This window comes from Achromobacter sp. (genome assembly GCF_032113835.1).
Taxonomy (GTDB): Bacteria; Pseudomonadota; Gammaproteobacteria; order Burkholderiales; family Burkholderiaceae_B; genus Achromobacter.
In genome coordinates this window covers 52,324-71,303 of record NZ_DAMCTG010000019.1, presented here as the reverse complement: position 1 = coordinate 71,303, position 18,980 = coordinate 52,324, and the positions used below count along the sequence as shown (strand labels likewise).

20 protein-coding genes are annotated in these 18,980 nt (G+C 67.7%); 12 read left to right on the top strand and 8 right to left on the bottom strand.

The genetic code is table 11. The features are described 5' to 3' along the window. Both RT697_RS09925 and RT697_RS09920 read left to right on the top strand, forming a co-directional pair. Positions 1-910, top strand: a 910-nt coding sequence (locus tag RT697_RS09925; protein ID WP_313698502.1) for an alpha-hydroxy acid oxidase, incomplete at its 5' end; no start/stop codon positions are given. Between the two features lie 73 nt (positions 911-983). Then, positions 984-2,153, top strand: a complete 1,170-nt coding sequence (locus RT697_RS09920; protein WP_313698500.1) for a metallophosphoesterase — start codon at positions 984-986, stop codon at positions 2,151-2,153. 30 nt (positions 2,154-2,183) lie between these two features. Here the strand turns inward: RT697_RS09920 and RT697_RS09915 are convergent, their stop codons facing one another. Further along, positions 2,184-2,639: an Lrp/AsnC family transcriptional regulator gene (locus tag RT697_RS09915; RefSeq protein WP_056561122.1), complete on the bottom strand. Its 456-nt coding sequence runs from the start codon at positions 2,637-2,639 to the stop codon at positions 2,184-2,186. Between the two features lie 99 nt (positions 2,640-2,738). Continuing rightward, complete coding sequence (locus RT697_RS09910; RefSeq protein ID WP_313698498.1) at positions 2,739-3,560, bottom strand: MetQ/NlpA family ABC transporter substrate-binding protein; 822 nt, start codon at positions 3,558-3,560, stop codon at positions 2,739-2,741. Positions 3,561-3,721: 161 nt separating this feature from the next. Between RT697_RS09910 and rocD the strand changes: the two genes are divergently transcribed. Further along, the gene (gene rocD, locus RT697_RS09905) at positions 3,722-4,957 is read left to right on the top strand and encodes an ornithine--oxo-acid transaminase (RefSeq protein ID WP_313698496.1); all 1,236 of its coding nucleotides are present in this window, start codon (positions 3,722-3,724) and stop codon (positions 4,955-4,957) included. A gap of 56 nt (positions 4,958-5,013) precedes the next feature. Continuing rightward, positions 5,014-5,952: an arginase gene (gene rocF / locus RT697_RS09900; RefSeq protein WP_313698494.1), complete on the top strand. Its 939-nt coding sequence runs from the start codon at positions 5,014-5,016 to the stop codon at positions 5,950-5,952. Between the two features lie 13 nt (positions 5,953-5,965). Here the strand turns inward: rocF and RT697_RS09895 are convergent, their stop codons facing one another. Then, complete coding sequence (locus RT697_RS09895) at positions 5,966-6,706, bottom strand: IclR family transcriptional regulator (protein ID WP_313698492.1); 741 nt, start codon at positions 6,704-6,706, stop codon at positions 5,966-5,968. 223 nt (positions 6,707-6,929) lie between these two features. Between RT697_RS09895 and RT697_RS09890 the strand changes: the two genes are divergently transcribed. Together RT697_RS09890 and RT697_RS09885 are read left to right on the top strand one after the other, a co-directional pair. Beyond that, positions 6,930-8,138 (top strand): ABC transporter substrate-binding protein, encoded by a 1,209-nt coding sequence (locus RT697_RS09890; RefSeq protein ID WP_312435468.1) that lies wholly within the window; start codon positions 6,930-6,932, stop codon positions 8,136-8,138. A gap of 58 nt (positions 8,139-8,196) precedes the next feature. Continuing rightward, positions 8,197-9,258 (top strand): alcohol dehydrogenase, encoded by a 1,062-nt coding sequence (locus RT697_RS09885; protein ID WP_313698490.1) that lies wholly within the window; start codon positions 8,197-8,199, stop codon positions 9,256-9,258. A gap of 75 nt (positions 9,259-9,333) precedes the next feature. Here RT697_RS09885 and RT697_RS09880 read toward each other — a convergent pair whose 3' ends face one another. After that, positions 9,334-9,846, bottom strand: a complete 513-nt coding sequence (locus tag RT697_RS09880) for an RES family NAD+ phosphorylase (protein WP_313698488.1) — start codon at positions 9,844-9,846, stop codon at positions 9,334-9,336. Further along, on the bottom strand, positions 9,843-10,313 hold the full coding sequence (locus RT697_RS09875; RefSeq protein WP_191578705.1) for an antitoxin Xre/MbcA/ParS toxin-binding domain-containing protein: 471 nt from the start codon (positions 10,311-10,313) through the stop codon (positions 9,843-9,845). The genes RT697_RS09880 and RT697_RS09875 overlap by 4 nt, the downstream gene beginning before the upstream one ends. Positions 10,314-10,660: 347 nt before the next feature. Here RT697_RS09875 and RT697_RS09870 point away from each other — a divergent pair, with 347 nt between their 5' ends. Both RT697_RS09870 and RT697_RS09865 read left to right on the top strand, forming a co-directional pair. Then, positions 10,661-11,038 carry a DUF423 domain-containing protein gene (locus RT697_RS09870; protein ID WP_313698486.1) on the top strand — a complete coding sequence of 126 codons (378 nt, stop codon included), beginning with the start codon at positions 10,661-10,663 and terminating at the stop codon, positions 11,036-11,038. Positions 11,039-11,095: 57 nt separating this feature from the next. Continuing rightward, the gene (locus RT697_RS09865; RefSeq protein ID WP_313698484.1) at positions 11,096-12,004 is read left to right on the top strand and encodes a DMT family transporter; all 909 of its coding nucleotides are present in this window, start codon (positions 11,096-11,098) and stop codon (positions 12,002-12,004) included. A gap of 23 nt (positions 12,005-12,027) precedes the next feature. Here RT697_RS09865 and RT697_RS09860 read toward each other — a convergent pair whose 3' ends face one another. Both RT697_RS09860 and RT697_RS09855 read right to left on the bottom strand, forming a co-directional pair. Further along, entirely contained in the window at positions 12,028-12,666 is a 639-nt protein-coding gene (locus RT697_RS09860; protein WP_313698482.1) for a glutathione S-transferase, read from the bottom strand. Between the two features lie 5 nt (positions 12,667-12,671). Continuing rightward, complete coding sequence (locus RT697_RS09855; RefSeq protein ID WP_313698480.1) at positions 12,672-13,835, bottom strand: PQQ-dependent sugar dehydrogenase; 1,164 nt, start codon at positions 13,833-13,835, stop codon at positions 12,672-12,674. Positions 13,836-13,985: 150 nt separating this feature from the next. Here RT697_RS09855 and RT697_RS09850 point away from each other — a divergent pair, with 150 nt between their 5' ends. Next, positions 13,986-14,597 (top strand): glutathione binding-like protein, encoded by a 612-nt coding sequence (locus tag RT697_RS09850; RefSeq protein WP_313698478.1) that lies wholly within the window; start codon positions 13,986-13,988, stop codon positions 14,595-14,597. Between the two features lie 33 nt (positions 14,598-14,630). Here RT697_RS09850 and RT697_RS09845 read toward each other — a convergent pair whose 3' ends face one another. Further along, entirely contained in the window at positions 14,631-15,587 is a 957-nt protein-coding gene (locus RT697_RS09845; protein ID WP_313698476.1) for a LysR substrate-binding domain-containing protein, read from the bottom strand. 118 nt (positions 15,588-15,705) lie between these two features. Between RT697_RS09845 and RT697_RS09840 the strand changes: the two genes are divergently transcribed. The 3 genes from RT697_RS09840 to RT697_RS09830 are packed head-to-tail and all read left to right on the top strand — an operon-like array spanning position 15,706 to position 18,904. Then, on the top strand, positions 15,706-16,683 hold the full coding sequence (locus tag RT697_RS09840; protein ID WP_313698474.1) for a tripartite tricarboxylate transporter substrate binding protein: 978 nt from the start codon (positions 15,706-15,708) through the stop codon (positions 16,681-16,683). Positions 16,684-16,692: 9 nt separating this feature from the next. After that, positions 16,693-18,144 (top strand): D-aminoacylase, encoded by a 1,452-nt coding sequence (locus tag RT697_RS09835; RefSeq protein ID WP_313698472.1) that lies wholly within the window; start codon positions 16,693-16,695, stop codon positions 18,142-18,144. Between the two features lie 16 nt (positions 18,145-18,160). After that, on the top strand, positions 18,161-18,904 hold the full coding sequence (locus RT697_RS09830; protein WP_313698470.1) for an amino acid racemase: 744 nt from the start codon (positions 18,161-18,163) through the stop codon (positions 18,902-18,904). The last annotated feature ends 76 nt before the right edge of the window (positions 18,905-18,980 follow it).

Sequence of the window (18,980 nt, the reverse complement as noted above, 5' to 3'; positions counted from 1 at the left end):
CCTGTCGGCCTACCGCGGCGATATCGTGCTGGCCCGCGCCGCGCGCGAACAGAACGTCCCGGCAATTCTCAGCGGCACGTCGCTGATCCCGCTCGAAGCCGTCATTGAAGAGGCTCCCGGCACGTGGTTCCAGGCCTATCTTCCCGGCGATCCCGCAAAGATCGACGCGCTCATCGAACGGGCGCGGCGCGCCGGCTACGAGACGCTGGTGCTGACCGTCGACATCCCCGTGTCCGCCAATCGCGAAAACAATGTGCGCACCGGCTTTTCCACGCCGCTCAAGCCCAGCCTGCGGCTGGCCCTGGAGGGCATCACCCGGCCGCGCTGGCTGGCCGGCACGTTCCTGCGCACGCTGCTCGCCCACGGCATGCCCCACTTCGAGAATTCCTTCGCCACGCGCGGCGCGCCCATCGTGTCGTCGACGGTGCTGCGCGACTTCACGGCGCGCGACCATCTGAATTGGGAGCACGTGGCGCGCATCCGCCGCCAGTGGCCCGGCGCCCTCATCATCAAGGGGATCCTGCATCCGCGCGACGCGGCAATGGCGCGCCAGCATGGCGCCGACGGCATCATCGTTTCCAACCACGGGGCGCGCCAGCTCGACGGCGCCATCTCGCCGCTGCTCGCCCTGCCCGGCGTCGTCGCCCAGGCCGGCGCGATGACGGTGATGATGGACAGCGGCGTGCGGCGCGGCGGCGATGTGCTCAAGGCGCTGGCCCTGGGCGCGCGCTGCGTGTTCGTGGGGCGGCCCTTCAACTACGCCGCGGCCGTCGGCGGCCAGCAAGGCGTGGCGCATGCCATCGGACTGCTGCGCGCCGAGGTCGACCGCAACATGGCCATGCTGGGCATCAACCGCCTTGACGAGATGGACGCCAGCCTGATCTGCCGGGAAGGCGAGCTGCCGGTCTGATGGCGCCGGCGAGGCATAGAATGGCGGTTCCCTGATTACCTGTGCGTCCGCTGCGGCGCGCCCGCCTACCGCCGTGTCCCTGCGCCAATCCTCATTCTTCCTGCGCTTCCTGACCCTGGGCGCCCTCGCCCACGTGTACGTCGGCGCCCGCCTTATCCCCGACCTGCTGCTTGGCGGTGAAGGCACTGCCGCCGCCATCCTCTTCCTGATGCTTTCATGCGTGCTGATCCCGATGGGCATGCTGGCGCGCTCCTCCGTCAATCCGCCTTGGGGCGACCGCATCGCCTGGGTCGGCCTGCTGGCCATGGGGTTGTTCTCGTCGCTTTTCGTGCTGACCGTGCTGCGCGACGCGCTCATGCTGCTTCTGTGGTTGGGCAATCTGGCGGCTGGCGCGGATCTGCCGTGGCTCGCGCTGCGCCGCGCCAGCGCGTGGACGGTCATCGGGCTTGCCCTGGCCGGCACGCTGGCGGGCTTCTACAACGCCCGCCGCCGCGCGCGCGTGGTGGACGTGGACGTGCCGATCGCCGGCCTGCCGCAAGACCTGGACGGCTTCACCATCGTGCAGATCAGCGACATCCACGTCGGCCCGACCATCAAGCGCCGCTACGTGCAGGCCATTGTCGACGCGGTCAACGAACAGCTGCCCGACATGATCGCCATCACCGGCGACGTGGTGGACGGCAGCGTGGAGCAGCTTTCCGCGCAGGCCCGTCCACTGGGCGATCTGCGCGCGCCGTTCGGCGTGTATCTGGTCACCGGCAACCATGAATACTATTCGGGCGCGGGCCCCTGGATTGCGGAGTTCCGCCGGCTGGGCCTGCGCGTCCTCTTGAACGAACATGCCGTGATCCATCCGTCGGGCCTGCCCGTGGTGGTGGCTGGCGTCACGGACTTCAGCGCCGGGGCCTTTGATCCGCAGCAGCGCAGCAACCCAAAGGCGGCCCTGGCCGGCGCGCCCGCCGACGCCTTTCCGCGCATTCTGCTCGCCCACCAGCCGCGCAGCGCGGCCGCGGCGGAACCGGTGGGCTACACGCTGCAGCTCTCCGGCCATACGCATGGCGGGCAATTCTTTCCGTGGGGATTCTTCGTGCGGTTCCAGCAGCCGTTTACGGCGGGGCTGCATCGGCTGGGACAGATGTGGGTCTACACGAGCCGCGGCACCGGCTACTGGGGGCCGCCGAAACGGTTGTGGGCGCCGTCGGAAATCACGCGGCTGCGGCTGCGCGCGGCCCCTGCCCGCTGAAATACGGGATGCCGTTCCAGCGGCCGGCAATCAAGCCGCTTCGGGCAGCGGCCCGCGCTCCAGATAGCTCGTCAGGGCTATGTCGCTGGTCGTGTTGGAGATGCCTTCGATCTGATGGATGCGCGCCAGGAGCAGTTCCAGCGCCTGCGTGTCGCGCACGCGCACCTTCAGCAGCATGGCGCTCTTGCCGGTGATGGTGTGGATCTCCTCGACCTCGTTCAGCTCGGCCAAGCCCAGCACCTGCTGGGTGATGGTCCAGTTGATCGTGTCCACATGCACGAAGGCCAGCAGTGGCCGGCCCATTTTTGCGCCGTCTAGCTTGGCGGCGATGCCCTTGATGAGCCCGTCGCGCTTGAGCCGCTTGACCCGCTCGTGCACCGCTGGCGCCGACAGGTTGAGCTGCTTGCCCAGCTCCGCATAGCTGGGCGTGGCGTCATCGGCCAGCAGCGTCAAGAGTTTCCGGTCGCGGTCATCGAGGTCAGACATTGGAATCAGGTTCGGCACGCATCGCGGCCGCCCTTTTATGAAATAAGGGTTTGTCGGGGCAAACCCTGATTTTATTCCGATTGCCGTCCCGATGACGCCTTACCAGGGAAAGGAAATGAGGTCGCCGTACAGGCGCTTGAGCGTGGCCTTCACTTCGGGCGAGTTCTGATAGATGGCAATGAACTTCAAGAGGCGCGGATCCTGCGCCTTCTCGGGCTTGGCCACCCAGCGGATGGCGTAGCGCCGGATGCTGTCCGGATCGGTATTGTCGAAGGCCAGGCCGTCCTTTTCGTTCAGGCCCGCCTGCTTGGCGAACGTCGTGTAGGTGACCGACGCCGTCACGTCATCGAATGTGCGCGCCGACTGCGAGCCTTCGATCTGGACGAATTTGAGCTTCTTGGGATTGGTCACCACGTCCTGCAGGGTGGCCTGATGGGCGACGCCGGGCTTCAACGTGATGAGGCCCATCGTCTGCAAGAGCAGCAAGGCGCGGCCGGTGTTGACCGGGTCGTTCGGCACCGCGATGGTCGCGCCCTCCGGCACCGGGTCACCCTTCTTCAGCTTCTTGGAAAACAGCCCGATGGTGGTCGAATAGCCGTATGCAATGGGCTGCAGATTGGCGCCGCGCCGCTGGTTGAAGAGTTCAAGAAACGGCGCGTGCTGGAAGAAGTTGGCGTCCACCGAGCCGTCGGCCACGGCAATGTTGGGCAGCACCCAGTCATTGAATTCCACCAGCTTGACGTCCAATCCCTGCTGCTTGGCCTGGGCGATCGCCAGTTCGGTGGCCTCGTTGGCCACGCTGGCGATCACGCCGATGCGCAGGGGCTGTTCCTGCGCCGCCGCCGGCGCAATCACCGCCAGTCCCAGCGCTGCCACCGCGGCCCCGCGCGTCAGTTTCTTAAGCAATTGGTGCACAAGCATATCGCCTTCCACAGATTCGGAACGCCGAACGACGGTCCGGCACAGGCGCTATTGTGCAGCACCCGGCGCGCCGGCCACGGAAAGGCCTTTGTCATGCAATGGCAATGCCAAGCCGCGCCGACGGCGCTAAGATGGCCCCAATACGCCCTTGGGAGACGCGCATGAGTGCCGTGATGACCCCCCAGCCCGGCGCGCAGTCCGCCGCCAGCCGCCGCGACCACATCGAAGACCAGTTGGGCGCGCACAACTACCACCCCCTGGACGTCGTGCTGGCGCGCGGCAGCGGCGTCTGGGTCTATGACGTGGACGGGCGCAAGTACCTGGACTGCCTGGCAGCCTATTCCGCCGTCAACCAGGGCCATTGCCACCCGCGCATCCTGGCGGCCATGACCGAGCAGGCGCAAAAACTCACGCTCACCTCGCGCGCGTTCCGCCATGACCAGATGGCGGGCTTCTACGAAGACCTGGCGCGTCTGACCGGCGCCCACAAGATCCTGCCCATGAACAGCGGCGCCGAAGCCGTGGAGACGGCCATCAAGGCCGTGCGCAAGTGGGGCTACGAGGTGCGCGGTGTGCCAGAAGGCCAGGCCGAGATCATCGTCTGCGCCAACAATTTCCATGGGCGCACGCTGGGCATCGTGGGCTTTTCGACCGACCCCGACGCCTACGGCCATTACGGCCCGTTCGCGCCCGGCTTCAAGGTCGTGCCTTTTGGCGACTTCGAGGCCTTCGATGCCGCCATTACCGACCGCACGGTTGCGTTCCTGGTCGAACCCATCCAGGGCGAAGCGGGCGTCGTGCTGCCCCCGCCCGGGTACTTCAGCCGCGTGCGCCAGCGCTGCACGGAGCGCGGCATCACGCTGATCCTGGACGAAATCCAGACCGGACTGGGGCGCACGGGCAAGCTGCTGGCCGAGGAGCACGAAGGCATCGAAGCCGACGTTACGTTGATCGGCAAGGCGCTGTCCGGCGGCTTCTATCCGGTATCCGCCGTGCTGTCCAACGCCGACGTGCTGGGCGTATTCCAGCCCGGGCAGCACGGCAGCACCTTCGGCGGCAATCCGCTGGCGTGCGCCATCGCGCGGGCCGCGCTGCGCGTGCTGACCGAGGAAGGCATGATCGAGAACGCGGCCGCCGTGGGCGCGCATTTTCTCGAACGCCTGCGCACCCTGCCCGGCCCGGTGCGCGAGGTGCGCGGGCGCGGCCTGATGCTGGCCGTGGAGCTTGAGCCGGACGCCGGCGGCGCCCGCCTCTGGTGCGAACGCCTCCAGGCGCGAGGCTTGCTGGTCAAGGACACCCATGGCCACACCTTGCGCCTATCGCCTCCCCTGATCGTCACGCGGGACGAGGTGGACTGGGCGTGCGATCAATTGGCGGCGGTGCTTTCCGCCGCGTGATCCCACGCCCCGCGACCTGAACACTGCAATACGGAGCATGCGAATTGACGAACACGATGACGAACACCCCCGCCCTGCCCACCCAAGTCACCCTGATCGGCGCACCGACCGACATCGGCGCTGGCGCGCGCGGCGCGTCGATGGGGCCAGAAGCGCTCCGCGTCGCGGACCTGGGGCCGGTCATCGAAGCACAGGGCTTTCAGGTCCGCGACCGCGGCAACCTGTACGGCCCCGCCAATCCCTGGCTGCCGCCCGTGGACGGCTATCGCCACCTGGAGGAAGTGACGGCGTGGAATCAGGCGGTGCACGATGCCGTGTACGAAGAACTGGCCGAAGGCCGCCTGCCCGTCCTGCTGGGCGGTGACCACAGCCTGGGCATCGGCTCGGTCAGCGCCGTCGCGCGCCACTGCCGCGCCACCGGCAAAAAGCTGCGTGTGCTGTGGCTGGACGCGCACGCCGACTTCAACACCCATCTGCTCACGCCCACCGGCAACTTGCACGGCATGCCCGTCGCCTGCCTGTGCGGCAACGGCCCCGCGCCGCTGACCGGCATGTCGGGCGAGTTTCCGGACATCGAGCCGTCCTGCGTGCGCCAGATCGGCATCCGCAGCGTCGACCCCGGCGAAAAGCGCCTGCTGCACGACGCCGGCCTTGAAGTCTTCGACATGCGGTATCTGGACGAGATGGGCATGCGCGCCACCATGCAGGCCGCCCTGGCCGGGCTGGGCGCCGGCACGCACCTGCACGTGAGTTTCGACGTGGACTTCCTGGACCCGGAGATCGCGCCGGGCGTGGGCACCACGGTGATGGGCGGCCCCACCTATCGCGAGGCCCAGCTCTGCATGGAGATGATTGCCGACACCGGCCTCATGCGTTCACTGGACGTGGTGGAACTGAATCCGGCGCTCGACGTGCGCAACCGGACGGCGGAGCTGGCGGTGGATTTGATCGAGAGCTTGTTCGGGAAGTCCACGCTGGTGCGCCGCGGGCCCTGATATCGCCGAGCGCTCATCCCTCGCGATCGCGCCGGATCGCCTCGGCCGCGTCGCGCAAGTGCATCAGGTTTTCCTCGCGCTGCGCCCACACCCGCGGCGTCGGACCCGCCGCGCATAGCGCGTACCATTCGCCGCCCAGATCCAGCGCAACGGCCAACCCCGTAAGGTCCGCGACGCTTTCCCCCACGTTCGAGGCCCAACCCCGCTCGGCAGCCTTCGCCACGTCGGCCAGCAGCTCATCGCGGGTCGTCAGCGTGCTATCCGTGTAGCGCGTGTATTGCGCCGCCGCCAGCACGTGATCGCGCTCAGCCGCCGGCAGGCGCGCCAGGATGGCCTTGGCGACCGAACTGGTGTGAAGCGGCCGCCGTTCGCCCGCCCGCGCCGCGTAGTGGACGGGCTGGGTCGACTCGGCCACATCCAGAAACACCACGGCGCCATCCTGGATCTTGCCCAGCATCACGGTCTCGTCGACGGCATCGCGCAGCGCCAGCAAACGCGGCCGCACCACATCCAGCCACGGGTCGCCCGCCAGGATCTGCGCCGCCAGCCCGTGCAGCTTGCCGGTGGGGTAATACCCCGCGCGGCGCCGGACTTCGTACAGATATCCCCGGGCCACCAGCGTGCGCACCAGCGCCAGACAGCTCGACATGGGCGCACCCAGCCCCTGCGCCAGTTCGGTCAGCGGCATGGGCCGTTTCGTCTGCGCAAACAGCTCCAGCAACTCGAGCGTGCGAGCGACAAGTTTGACTTCCACGGCGTCGGCCCTCCTTCGTGGCAATGCGTTTTCGGCACCCGGACTAGGGTGTTCCACCGTGTTGACTTTTCATGTGCAGGTACCTAAATTCTTGCACAGGAATTTGCATTCACCAATGTGAAAGAGATTTCAGCCGGCTGGAGCACCGGCGCCGCCTTCCCGAGTTGTCGCGTCATCCATAACGTTCAATAAAACGGTCCGATTCAGGGCTGGGAGACAGAAGATGCGTATCAAACCCGTGTTGGCGGCTCTGGCCGCCACCCTGGCCGCCTGCGCGGCCCAAGCCCAGTCCGACGTCGTGCGGCTGGGCGTGTCCAACGACCGTTCCGGCATTTATTCCGACCTTGGCGGCCTCGGGTCCGAGACCGCCGTGCGCATGGCCGTGGAGGATTTCGGCGGCAAGGTGGCCGGCAAGACCGTGGAGGTCGTCGGCGCGGACAACCAGAACAAGGCCGACGTGGCGTCCGCCCTGGTCCGCCGCTGGTTCGACACCCAGAATCTGGTCGCGGTGGTGGACGGCGGCGCCAGCTCGGCCGGGCTGGCAGCCCAGGGCGTGGCGCGCGAAAAAGGCGGCACCGCCCTCATCAGCGGCGGCTTTGCCGGCGACTTCAGCGGCAAGCAATGCAGCAACCTCAGCACGCAGTGGGCGCCGGACACCTACGCGCTGGCCAATGCCGTGGTCAAGAGCGTCGTCGAAAGCGGCGGCAAGAGCTGGTACTTCATCACCACCGACTACGTTTTCGGCAAATCGCTGGAAAGCAACGCGTCACGCTTCGTCGAAGGCGCGGGCGGCAAGGTCGTGGGCAGCACGCGCCACCCGCTGGGCGCGATGGACTTTGCGTCGTTCCTCATCCAGGCCCAGTCTTCCAAGGCCGACGTCGTGGGCCTGGCCAGCGCCGGCGGCGACCTGGTCAACCTCATCAAGCAGGCGCAGGAGTTCGGCCTTGCGGGCGGCAAGCAGCGGATGCTGACCTTCCTGACCTTCATCAACGACGTCCACGCAATGGGTCTGCCCGTCGCGCAGGGGCTGACGTTCCCCACCGGCTTCTACTGGGACGCCGACGAGGACACCCGCGCCTGGACGCAGCGCTGGCAAAAGAAGATGGGCGTCACGCGCGCGCCGTCCATCGTCCAGGCCCTGAGCTACGTGGCCACCACGCATTACCTGCAGGCCGCGCAGGCCGCCGGCACCTTCGACGCCGCGGTGGTCAACCAGAAGATGCGCGAATTGCCCATCACGACCAAACTGATCAAGAATGCCCGGGTGCGCCCCGAAGATGGCCGCGTCATCATGGACCTGTACCTGGTCGAGGTGAAAAAGCCCGCCGAGTCCAAGCATCCGAACGATTACTACCGCATCCTGTCCACGGTGCCCGGCGAAAAGGTCTTCGTGTCGCTCGCCGACAGCGAATGCCCGCTGGTCAAGAAATAGGTCGCGCCGGATCCCGGTCCGGCCGCAGGGTGAAGGCAAATACACAAAGGAGACAACCATGAAGTGCTATTGCGTCGTCAATTTCCGCGAACCGCTGCAGGAAATGGACCAGCCCACCCCCACGCCGCAAGGGTCGCAGGTGTTGCTGAAGGTCCGCGCGGCCGGCGTGTGCCACAGCGATATCCACTTGTGGGAAGGCGGCTACGACCTGGGCCAGGGCCGCACCCTGTCGCTCAAGGACCGGGGCGTGTCGCTGCCCCTGACCATGGGGCATGAAACGGTCGGCGCCGTCGTGGCGGCCGGCCCCGACGCGCAGGGCCTGGCCACCGACCGCAATTACCTTGTCTATCCGTGGATCGGCTGCGGCAAGTGCCCGTCTTGCATGGCCGGCATGGAAAACCACTGCACCGCGCCGGCCTGCCTGGGCGTGCACCGCGCCGGCGGCTACGCGGACCATATCGTCGTGCCGCATCCGCGCTACCTCATCGACATCGGCGACCTGGACCCGGCGCAGATCGCCCCCTACGCCTGCTCGGGGCTGACCACCTATTCCGCGCTGAAGAAGATCGGCGCCGACGTCTACCGCGAGCATCCCGTGGTGATCTTCGGCGCGGGCGGCCTGGGACTGATGAGCCTGACGCTCATCAAGGCGCTGGGCGGCGCGGGCGCCATCGTCGTCGACATCGATCCGGCCAAACGCCAGGCAGCGCTGGACGCAGGCGCGCTGGCGGCCATCGACGGCGCAGCGCCCGACGCCGCGCAGCAGATCATCAAGGCCGCCGGCGGCAAGCCGGTGCAAGCCGCGATCGACCTGGTGGGCGCGCCGGCCACCACCTCGTTGGCGTTCGATTTCCTGACCAAGGGCGGCAAGCTCATCATCGTGGGCCTGTTCGGCGGCGGGTCCAACTGGCCCATCGCCTTGATCCCGATGAAGGCGATGTCCATCATCGGCAGCTACGTGGGCAACCTGACCGAACTGAAGGAGCTGATGGAACTGGTGCGGGCGGGCAAGGTGCCGCCGATGCCGGTCCACCGCCACGCGCTGGCCGAGGCGGACAGCGTGCTGGCCTCGCTGCGCGAAGGCAAGGTCGTGGGCCGGGCTGTGCTGACGGTGGACTGAGGCGTTCCCGGCAATCGCGGCAGGACGCGCCCGGCTGCGGGCGCGTTTTTTTGGACGCCTGCCTGCTTTGAACGGCTACGCGGGCCGCAGCCGCGGATCGTAGATGAAGCGTTCGCGCCGCACCACCACGATGTTCTCGGCGTCCGGATGCGCCGGATTGATGAGGAAATTGCAATCCGGCACGCCGCGATAAGGCACGATGGCGCTGGGCAGTTCCAGCAGCGCCGACACGCCCGACGCCGCCCAGTTGTCGCCCACGGCCTGCGAAGCCTCGGCAAACGGCACCGCGTCCCAGAATGGATAGTCGTCCTGCAACTGCGCCAGCGACAGCGACTGGCGCGCTTCGAAGATGCTGTCAGGTACGGCCAGCTCGATCAGGTAGCGGTTGGCGTGCTCGGACGCGCGCGCGGCAAAATGCACCACCGTTTCCAGCACCGCCAGCGCCACGCTGGCCGAGGCGTACACCACCGGCGTGCCGGGACTGTTGTAGCGCCCGCCCACCGCCGCCGCCCCGGCGCCGGAAAGATCGTCCGCCCGGTACTTGCCCGCCGTGGTGCCAATGCGCCAGAGCGAAACATAATCGGTCATGCGTAGACGCCCGCGGCGGCGCGGGCAAGCGTGTCTTCGACAATGCGGCTGCTGGCGTCCGACGTCAGAAGCGACAGCGGCTTGACGTTGCCCAGCGCCGGCACGGGCGTGTTCAGCCACAGCACCGCTTCCTCGTCGCTGCCCAGCACCTGGCGGGCGACGCGCACGACCCGGGCGACGCGGGCAAGACGGTCGGATTCGCCCAGCGGCAGCGCCTGGCCTTCGCGCGTCCAGCGCGACAGCGACGCCGCCTTGACCTCGGTGATCGCCATGATCTCCGACTTGGGCACCTGCAGGTAATCAGCGGCATCGTCGACCATCTGCGCGGGCAGGCCGCGATGCACGTCCCGGGCGATATCAGTCAGGGGACTGTCGATCAGGCCGCGAAAAAGCTGCCGGGGGCGCGGCGGGCGCTTGGTGGAGGCGCCGCGCTTGGCGGGAGATTTGTCTGTCAGGGCGATGGTCATGATCTGCTCCGGACGCCGCGCGGACGAGCCGCAAGCCTTGGAAATCGGCAAGGGCTTCTGGCGGCTGTGTTTCAGGCGGCTGTGCTTCTGGCGGCTGTGCTTCTGGCGGCTGTGCTTCTGGCGGCTGTGCTTCTGGCGGCCGTATTACCAAATTGAATTTATAATATCCCATTTGGAAATCAACGCACAAGGCGGCGCGTGCCGTGCCGATGGCGCGCGGCTATCACCCTTGCCCCCCGATCCCGTCGTGCCCCCCCTCGTTATGCACCATCTTTGGGCCTATCATAGGCGGCGGTAAAAACAGGCGGCGGCAAAATTTCCCCTCGCATTTCTCTCAAGGACAAGCAATGACGGACCGGCAGCTCACGATACTCGCGGCGATCAATCTCATGGTGGCGGTGGGCGCCGGGGCGTTCGGCGCGCACGGGCTCAAGCGCATCCTGACGCCCGAGATGCTGGCGGTGTGGCAGACCGGCGTGATGTACCACCTGGTCCACGCGCTGGGCATCTTCATCATCGCGCTGCTGGGCGCCCGTTTCGGCTCGCCGCTGCTGTCTGCCGCGGGCGTCGTGATGTTCGTCGGCATCGTGCTGTTTTCGGGCAGCCTGTACCTGCTGACGCTGACCGGCACGCGTTGGTTGGGCGCGGTCACGCCGTTCGGCGGAACGGCCTTCCTGGCCGCGTGGGCGATGGTCGCCATCGCCGCCTACCGCGCGCAAAACTGACACCCTTCCCGTTCTTCCCCCACCGGCGGCAGGAACCGCCGCCCTTGCAGGTTTCAGATGTCCCCAAGCACCGCATTACCCGCCGTCCGAGAACATTCCGCCGCTGCAGGCATCGCCTGCGTGGCGGGCGGCATCTTCTTTCTGACGCTCAGCGACGCCAACGCCAAATGGCTGGGCGCCAGCTACAACCCGCTGCAGATCCTCTTCCTGCGCGCGCTGATCGCGCTGCCTTTCGTGACCGCGCTCGCGCTGTGTCTGGGCGGGCGCCGCGTGCTGCGCACGACGCATCCCGGCCTGCACCTGACGCGCGGCGCCATCAACGTGGTCTCGGCCTGTTGCTTCTATCTGGGATTGCAGGCGCTGCCGCTGGCCGAGGCCACCGCCATCGCGTTCGCCGCGCCGCTGTTCGTCACCGCGCTGTCGGTGCTGATCCTGAAGGAACGCGTCGACGGCAAGCGCTGGCTGGCCGTGCTGGCGGGCTTTGCCGGCGTGCTGATCGTGGTGCGCCCGGGCACGCAGGCCTTCCAGGCCGCCACCCTGCTGCCGCTGACCACCGCCCTGCTCTACGCGGTCATGATGATCACGGCGCGCGGCATCAACCGCGCCGAAGGCATGCTGACCACCACCTTCTACATCGTGCTGGGCCAGCTGGTCTGCAGCGCGATCGGACTGCCGTGGGTGTGGCGCGCGCCGGCCATGGAAGACCTGCCTTATTTCGGTGGCGTCGCGCTGTTCAGCACGCTGGGGCTGGCGCTCATCACGCAGGGATTCCGTATCGGCCCGGCATCCGTGGTCGCGCCATTCGACTACACGGGCCTGGTCTGGGCCACGATTCTGGGATGGATTTTCTGGCGCGAGGCGCCCGACGCCTATGCGTACCTGGGCGCCGTGTTCATTGCAGGCAGCGGCGTGTACATCGCCGTGCGCGAGGCGCGAGGCAAATCGCGCCGGCGTGCTGCAACCTGACGCTGCTTGCCCTGCCGCCCGCGCTATTCGGTGGGCGGCGGAAAGTGCCGCTGCAGCACGCGGGCCACGTTCGGTTCCAACGCGGCTTCGCGCGCGACCGCGGTCAATGCCGGACACATCGCACTGAACCACGACGGCCCCGGGCGCCAATGCGTCATGACCGTCACATACAGGTCCAGCGCCGAAAAGCGCCGCCCCAGCATGTGCGGCGCGCCGGCCTGGCGTTCCAGTTCCTGCCAAAGCTCGGCGCGGCGCGTGTGGACGCGTTCGCGCAGCAGGTCCACCGCATCGCCCGGCGTCGTCCACTGCGCGGGATCGTCGCCGTACGTGAAGGTCGGGTAGACCGCCGCCACGATCCGCACCAGCAGGTTCAGAAAGCGCGCCCGTTCCGGCTTGTCCGGCGCGGGCGCAAGACCGGCCTGCGGCGCCAGGTCGTTCAGGTGCAGGATCATCGCGGCGCTTTCGGTCATGACCTCACCGTCGGGCAGGATGAGCGTGGGCACCTGCCCCAGCGGATTCAGATGCAGGAGCCGGTCCCGCTCGGGGCCGGGCTTCAGATACGGCACGTCCGTCAGGACGTGCGGCACATTGGCCAGCACCAACGCCATCTCGACGATGGCGGAGCCGCAGCCCGCGGACCCGATGAGTTCATAGGTCTTCATGACGGTCACCCTCCTGTTTCGGCCGGCGCCACCCGCAGCAGTTCGCCTGGGGAAGCGTCCGTCAGCACATACACATAACCGTCCGGCCCCTGCCGCACGTCGCGGATCCGGCGCTTGCGGTCGACCAGCAGCCATTCCTTCTCGACCACGCGATCTCCGTCGACCGTCAGGCGGATCAGGTTCTGGTTGCCCAGCGCGCCGATGAAGAGCGAATTGCGCCAGGCCGGAAAGCGATCGGCGTCATAGAACGCCATGCCACTGATGGCGGGCGATTTCGCCCACCAGTAGACCGGCGGCTCCATGCTCGGCAGCGTCTCGCCCTTGGCTTCCGGAATCTTCAGGCCCGAATAGTTGATGCCGTAGGTCGCCAGCGGCCAGCCATAGTTCTTGCCCGGCTGCACCACGTTGATCTCGTCGCCGCCGCGCGGCCCGTGTTCGTTTTCCCACAACGCGCCGGTCCAGGGGTTGAGCGCCATGCCCTGCGGATTGCGATGGCCATACGACCAGATCTCGGGGCGCGCGCCCGCCTTGCTCACGAAGGGGTTGTCGTCAGGCAGGCCGCCGTCGGTCTTGAGCCGCACGACCTTGCCCTGCAGCTTGTCCAGGTCCTGCGCGGTTGGCCGCTGGTTGTTCTCGCCCAGCGCGATGTAGAGGTAGCCCTTGCCGTCAAACACCAGGCGCGATCCGAAATGCAGCCCGGACGACAGCTTGGGTTCCTGGCGGAAGATGACCTTGAAGTCTTCCAGTCCGCTGGCATCGTCGGCCAGCCGGCCGCGTCCGACTGCCGTGCCGCTCTTGTCGCCGTCCGACTCCGCATAGGACAGGTACACGTAGCGGTCGGTCGCAAAGTCCGGCGACAGCGCCACGTCGAGCAGACCGCCTTGGCCGCGCGCGGCCACCTTGGGCACGCCGGTCAGCGGCTTGGACAACCCGCCGGGCGTACGCAACAGCCGCAGATTCCCAGGACGTTCGGTGATCAGGATGCCGCCGTCGGGCAGAAACGCCATGGACCAGGGATGGTCCAGGCCGCCCACAACAGGCATCACGCGCGCAGGCGCCGAGGGCGGTTCCTGCGCGGCTTGCGCGATCGCGGGGGCGGCGGCGCAGGTCAGGGTCAAGGACAAGAGAAAGGGAATGGCGCGCGTGCTCGCGGCGGTGCGTGACTGCATGGACATCTCCGGCGGCGACAGATTGAAAAGCGGGCGCGGAAGGCATGACAGAGAGACGCGGGACCACTCGCGAATGGCATACCCGGTTGGCGTACCATAGCGCCCACGGACGGGAGCTCTCCCGTTCTTCCTTCCAGGAGTCTCCGACAGATGAAACTGTACTACATGCCCGGCGCGTGCTCGCTCGCTTCCCACATCGTGCTCGAGTGGATCGGCAAGCCGTACGAAACGCACAAACTCAGCCGCGAGGCGCTCAAGGAGCCCGAGTTTCTGCGGATCAACCCGATGGGCGCCGTGCCTGCGCTGACCGATGGCGACTGGACCCTGACGCAGAACGTATCCATCCTGGAGTACCTGGCTGAACAGGCGCCCGAAAGCACGCTGCTGGGCGATGGCTCCGCCCGTTCGCGCGCCGAAGTGCGCCGTTGGGTCGGCTTCATCAATTCCGACGTCCACAAGACGTTCTCGCTGCTCTTCGGCGCGCAGCGCTACCTGAAGGACGAAGGCGCACAGAAGGAACTGGCCGCGTCGGCGTCGGGGCTGCTGACCAAGCTGTTCGCCCAACTGGACGCGCAGCTGGCAGGCCAGGCCTATCTGGCGGGCGCCGCGCCCTCGGTCGCCGATGCCTACCTGTTCGTCGTGCTGCGCTGGGCGCACGCCAAGGAAGTGGACCTGACCGGCCTGTCCAACCTGTCCGCGTTCTTCGAGCGCATGCAGGCCAACGCCGGCGTCAAGGCGGCGATGCAGGCCGAAGGGCTGTAACGGTCTGAACTGCCCCGCTGGCGCCCTGGCGTTCTACGCCGGCGTCACGCCGGGCAGCGCTTCGCTCTCCAGGATTTTCTTGACCGCAGCCAGGAAGCGCCGCGCCAGCAGGGGCGGCGCACTCAGGTTGGAATGGGTCGCCCATATCTCGACGCTGGCCTCGGGCTGGATCGGGCGCAGCGCCATGTGCGCGGCCTGGTCCGGCGTGACGCACCAGGCATCCACCAGCGCCGGGCCAAGCCCCTGCTGCACGAAGGAACAGGCGGTCACCGGCGAATGCACCTCGATGGCCGCCGCACAGTGCGGGCCTTCGCCGAAGAACGGCTGCAGCGCGCGGCCCAGCGGCGTATCGCGCGGGTAGCCGATCCACGCCGCCGACGAAAAGTCTTCCGGCCGCACCGCGTCGTGACCGGCAAGCGGATGCCCGGGCGGCAGCACGCACACCACCGGCACCCGCGCCAACCGCACCGATGTCAGGTTCGGATGATCCGGCGGCTGCATGGAAATGCCGATGTCCGCCTGTCCCGACAGAAAGTACGCCGCCAGCTCGTCAAATGTCACGCTGCGGTAATCGACGCGCGCGCCCGCATTGCGTCCGCGGAACCGCTCGAGCGCCATGGGAATCAGTCGCTGCCCGAAACTGGCGCTTGCCACGATCTTGAGCATGCCCGCGCCGGACTGTCCCAGACTGGCGGCCAGGTCGTTCACGCGCTGGATGCCGCCGTACACCTGCTCGACCTCGGCATACAGGCGCCGCGCCTCGGCCGTGGGCGACAGCCGGCTCTTGACGCGCTCGAACAGCCGGTAGCCCAGGCGGTTCTCCGTCAGGGCCAGGACCCGGCTCACCGCCGGCTGCGACACGTGCAGCATGCGCCCCGCCCCGCTGATCGAGCCGGCCATCATGATGGCGCGGAACACCTCGATCTGGCGCAGGTTCAGCGGCCGCCCGGCGCTCGGCCCGACCTCGTCGGCATACGCATCGGCTTCCATTTCTTCCCCTTTTCCAATAACGGGGGATTATAGGTTTGAGACATTTTTCGATGACGCAGTGCCGCATGGCCGGGTGTAATCTGCCCGCTCCACAAAACAAAACCAGGGGAAATCCACCATGAGCAGCACGCTCCTTCGCAGTCTTTCCATGGCGGCGCTCAGCGTCGCCTTCGCCGGCGCCGCCTCGGCCGCCGGCTATCCCGACAAGCCGATCACCTTCGTAGTGCCGTCCGCCGCCGGCGGCTCGCCCGACGTGCTGTCGCGCCTGATCACCACGCAGATCGCCCGCGACACCGGCGCCACGATGGTCGTCGAAAACCGCCCCGGCGCCGCCGGCAACATCGGCATCGCGCTGATCAAGCGCGCCGCGCCGGACGGCTACACGGTCGGTTACGGCAACATCAACACGCTGGCGGTCAACCGCTCGCTGTTCAAGCGCCTGCCGTACGACGTCGACAAGGACCTGACGCCGGTCGCCCACATGTTCGACCTGTACAACGTCCTGATCGTCCCGGCCGAATCGCCCGTCAACAGCGTGCAGGAACTGATCGACCGCGCCCGCAAGGAGCCCGGCCGCCTGTCCTATGGCGCCTCGGGCGTCGGCACCACCGGTCACATGGGCGGCGAGCTCTTCAAGAGCATGGCCAAGCTGGACGTGATGTTCATCCCCTACAACGGTGGCCCCGCCGCCATCCAGGATCTGCTGGGCGGCCGCCTGGACTACCTGTTCGTCAACACCTCCGAGGCCGCGCCGCTCGTCAAGAGCGGCAAGGTCCGCGCCATTGGCGTCAGCAGCCTGAAGCGCCTGTCGCTGATGCCCGACGTGCCCACGCTGGACGAGTCCGGCCTGAAAGGCTACGAAACCGTCGCCTGGGGCGGCGTGGTCGCCCCCAAGGGTACGCCTGACGACGTCGTGGCCACGTTGAACGCCGCCATCCAGAAGGCGTTGCAAGCGCCGGAAGTGCGCCAGGGCCTGGCGACGCTGGGCGCCGAACCGGCCACCGGCTCCCCGGCGGACTTCAAGCAGCTGATCGATCGCGAAACCGCCAAGTGGCAGCAGATCATCGACACCGCCGGCATCGAAAAACTCGACTGAGCATTCTTCATGACGGCAGACACCTTGCAGGCTGACTTCATCGTCGCGGGCGCCACGCTCATCGACGGCTCGGGCGGGGCCGCCACCCAGGGCGACCTGGCCGTGCGCGGCGGACGCATCGCGGCGGTGGGCAGCTTTGCCCATCCCGCGGGCGTGCCGGTCATCGACGGCCGGGGCCAAGTCCTGGCCCCCGGCTTCATCGATTCGCACACCCACGACGACGGCTACCTGCTGGCGCATCCCGACATGCTGCCCAAGGTGTCGCAAGGCATCACCACGGTCGTCACCGGCAACTGCGGCATCAGCCTGGCGCCCATGGCGCGCACGCAGATCCCGCAGCCGCTCGACCTGCTGGGTCCGCCGGCGCTGTTCCGCTTTGGCACCTTCCGCGCCTGGATGGACGCTCTGCGCGACACGCCGGCCGCCGTCAACGTGATTCCGCTGGTGGGCCACACCACTTTGCGCGTCGCCGTCATGGACGACACCTCGCGCGCGGCCAACGACGCGGAACGGGCCGCCATGCGCGACCTGATGCAGGAAGCGCTGGACGCCGGCGCGTTCGGCGTCTCCACCGGCACCTTCTATCCGCCGGCCAGCGCCGCGCCCACGGACGAGATCATCGACGTGTGCCAGCCGCTGCGCGGCCGCGCCGGCATCTACGCCACTCACCTGCGCGACGAGGCCGACGACATCGTGCCCGCCATGGAAGAGGCGCTGCGCATCGGCCGCGAAACCGAATCCCGTGTGGTGTTCTCGCATCACAAGCTAGCGGGCGAACGCAATCACGGCCGCACCCGCGAGACGCTGGACCTCATCAGCCGCGCCGCGGCCGCGCAGCCGGTCTGCCTGGACTGCCATCCCTATCCGGCCACCTCGACCATGCTGCGGCTGGACCGCGCTCGGCTCGCCAGCCGCACGATGATCACCTGGTCCACGGGCTACCCCGAGGCCACGGGCCGCGATTTCAGCGACGTGATGGCCGAACTGGGCCTGGACGACGAAGCCGCGGTTGCCCGGCTGGCCCCGGCAGGCGCCATCTATTTCCTGATGGACCCGGCCGACGTCAAACGCATATTCGCCCATCCGCTGACCATGGTCGGCTCGGACGGCCTGCCCTTCGACCCGCATCCGCACCCCCGTCAATGGGGTACGTTCACCAATGTGCTGCGCACCATGGTGCGCGAGCAGAACCTGCTGTCGCTCGAGTCCGCCATCCACAAGATGACTGGATTGGCAGCTGGCCAGTACGGCGTCGCCCGGCGCGGCCTGCTCCGGGAGGGGTATCATGCTGACCTGGTGCTGTTCGATCCCGCCACCGTCACCGACGTGGCCACTTTTTCAGCGCCCATTCAGGCAAGCCGGGGCATCCACGCCGTGTGGGTCAACGGCAGGCAGGTCTGGGACGGGGAACGAACGGGCGCCGAACGCCCGGGCCATGTCCTGACGCCCGGTGATGCATGAGCACGGAGTACATAAAGTGAAGACGTTTTCCCAGGGCTGCTACCTGGGTGTATTGGGCGGAATGGGACCCATGGCCGGCGCGGCCTTCGCCCTCCGCCTGGCGGCGCTGACGCCCGCCACGGTTGACCAGCAACACATCCCCACCCTGCTGCGCAACGATCCCCGCATTCCCGACCGGTCCAGCGCCTACATGGCGGGCGGCGAAAGTCCCCTGCCCCACATGGTCGGCGGCGTGCGCTTCCTGGAACAGGCCGGCGCCCAGCTCATCGCCATTCCGTGCAACACCGCTCACTTGTGGTTCGACGAGATCGCCGCCTCCACGCAATTGCCGGTGCTGCACATCATTGAAGCGGTCATCGAAGACCTGCGTCGCCTTGGCCTGCCCAGCGGCCGCATCGGCTTGATGGGCACCGCCGCCACGCTCAAGCTCGGCCTTTACCAGCGCCACCTCGAAGCCCAGGGCTACGAGTGCATCGTGCCTGATGACGACGAAGTCGAACGCTTCTGCATGGGCTCGATCCGCGCGGTCAAAGGCAACCAGCTCGAAGACGCCTTCTCGCCCGCCGCCGAATGCATCGCCCGCCTGAAAGCCCGCGGCGCCGACGCCGTCGTGCTGGGCTGCACGGAACTGCCCCTGGCCGTCCCCCACGCCCTGCGCCCCAGCCTGGGCGTGACCCTCACCGACTCCATCGACGCCCTCGCCCGCGCCGCCATCGCGCACTACCAGGCCGACCAGCCCGCGGAACGCATCGCCGCGTAAGGCGCATGCATTGCACGAGGTGTCTGACACCCAGGCAAGACGACCTCGGGTTAGCCGCAGTGCTTCAAGGGTGTCA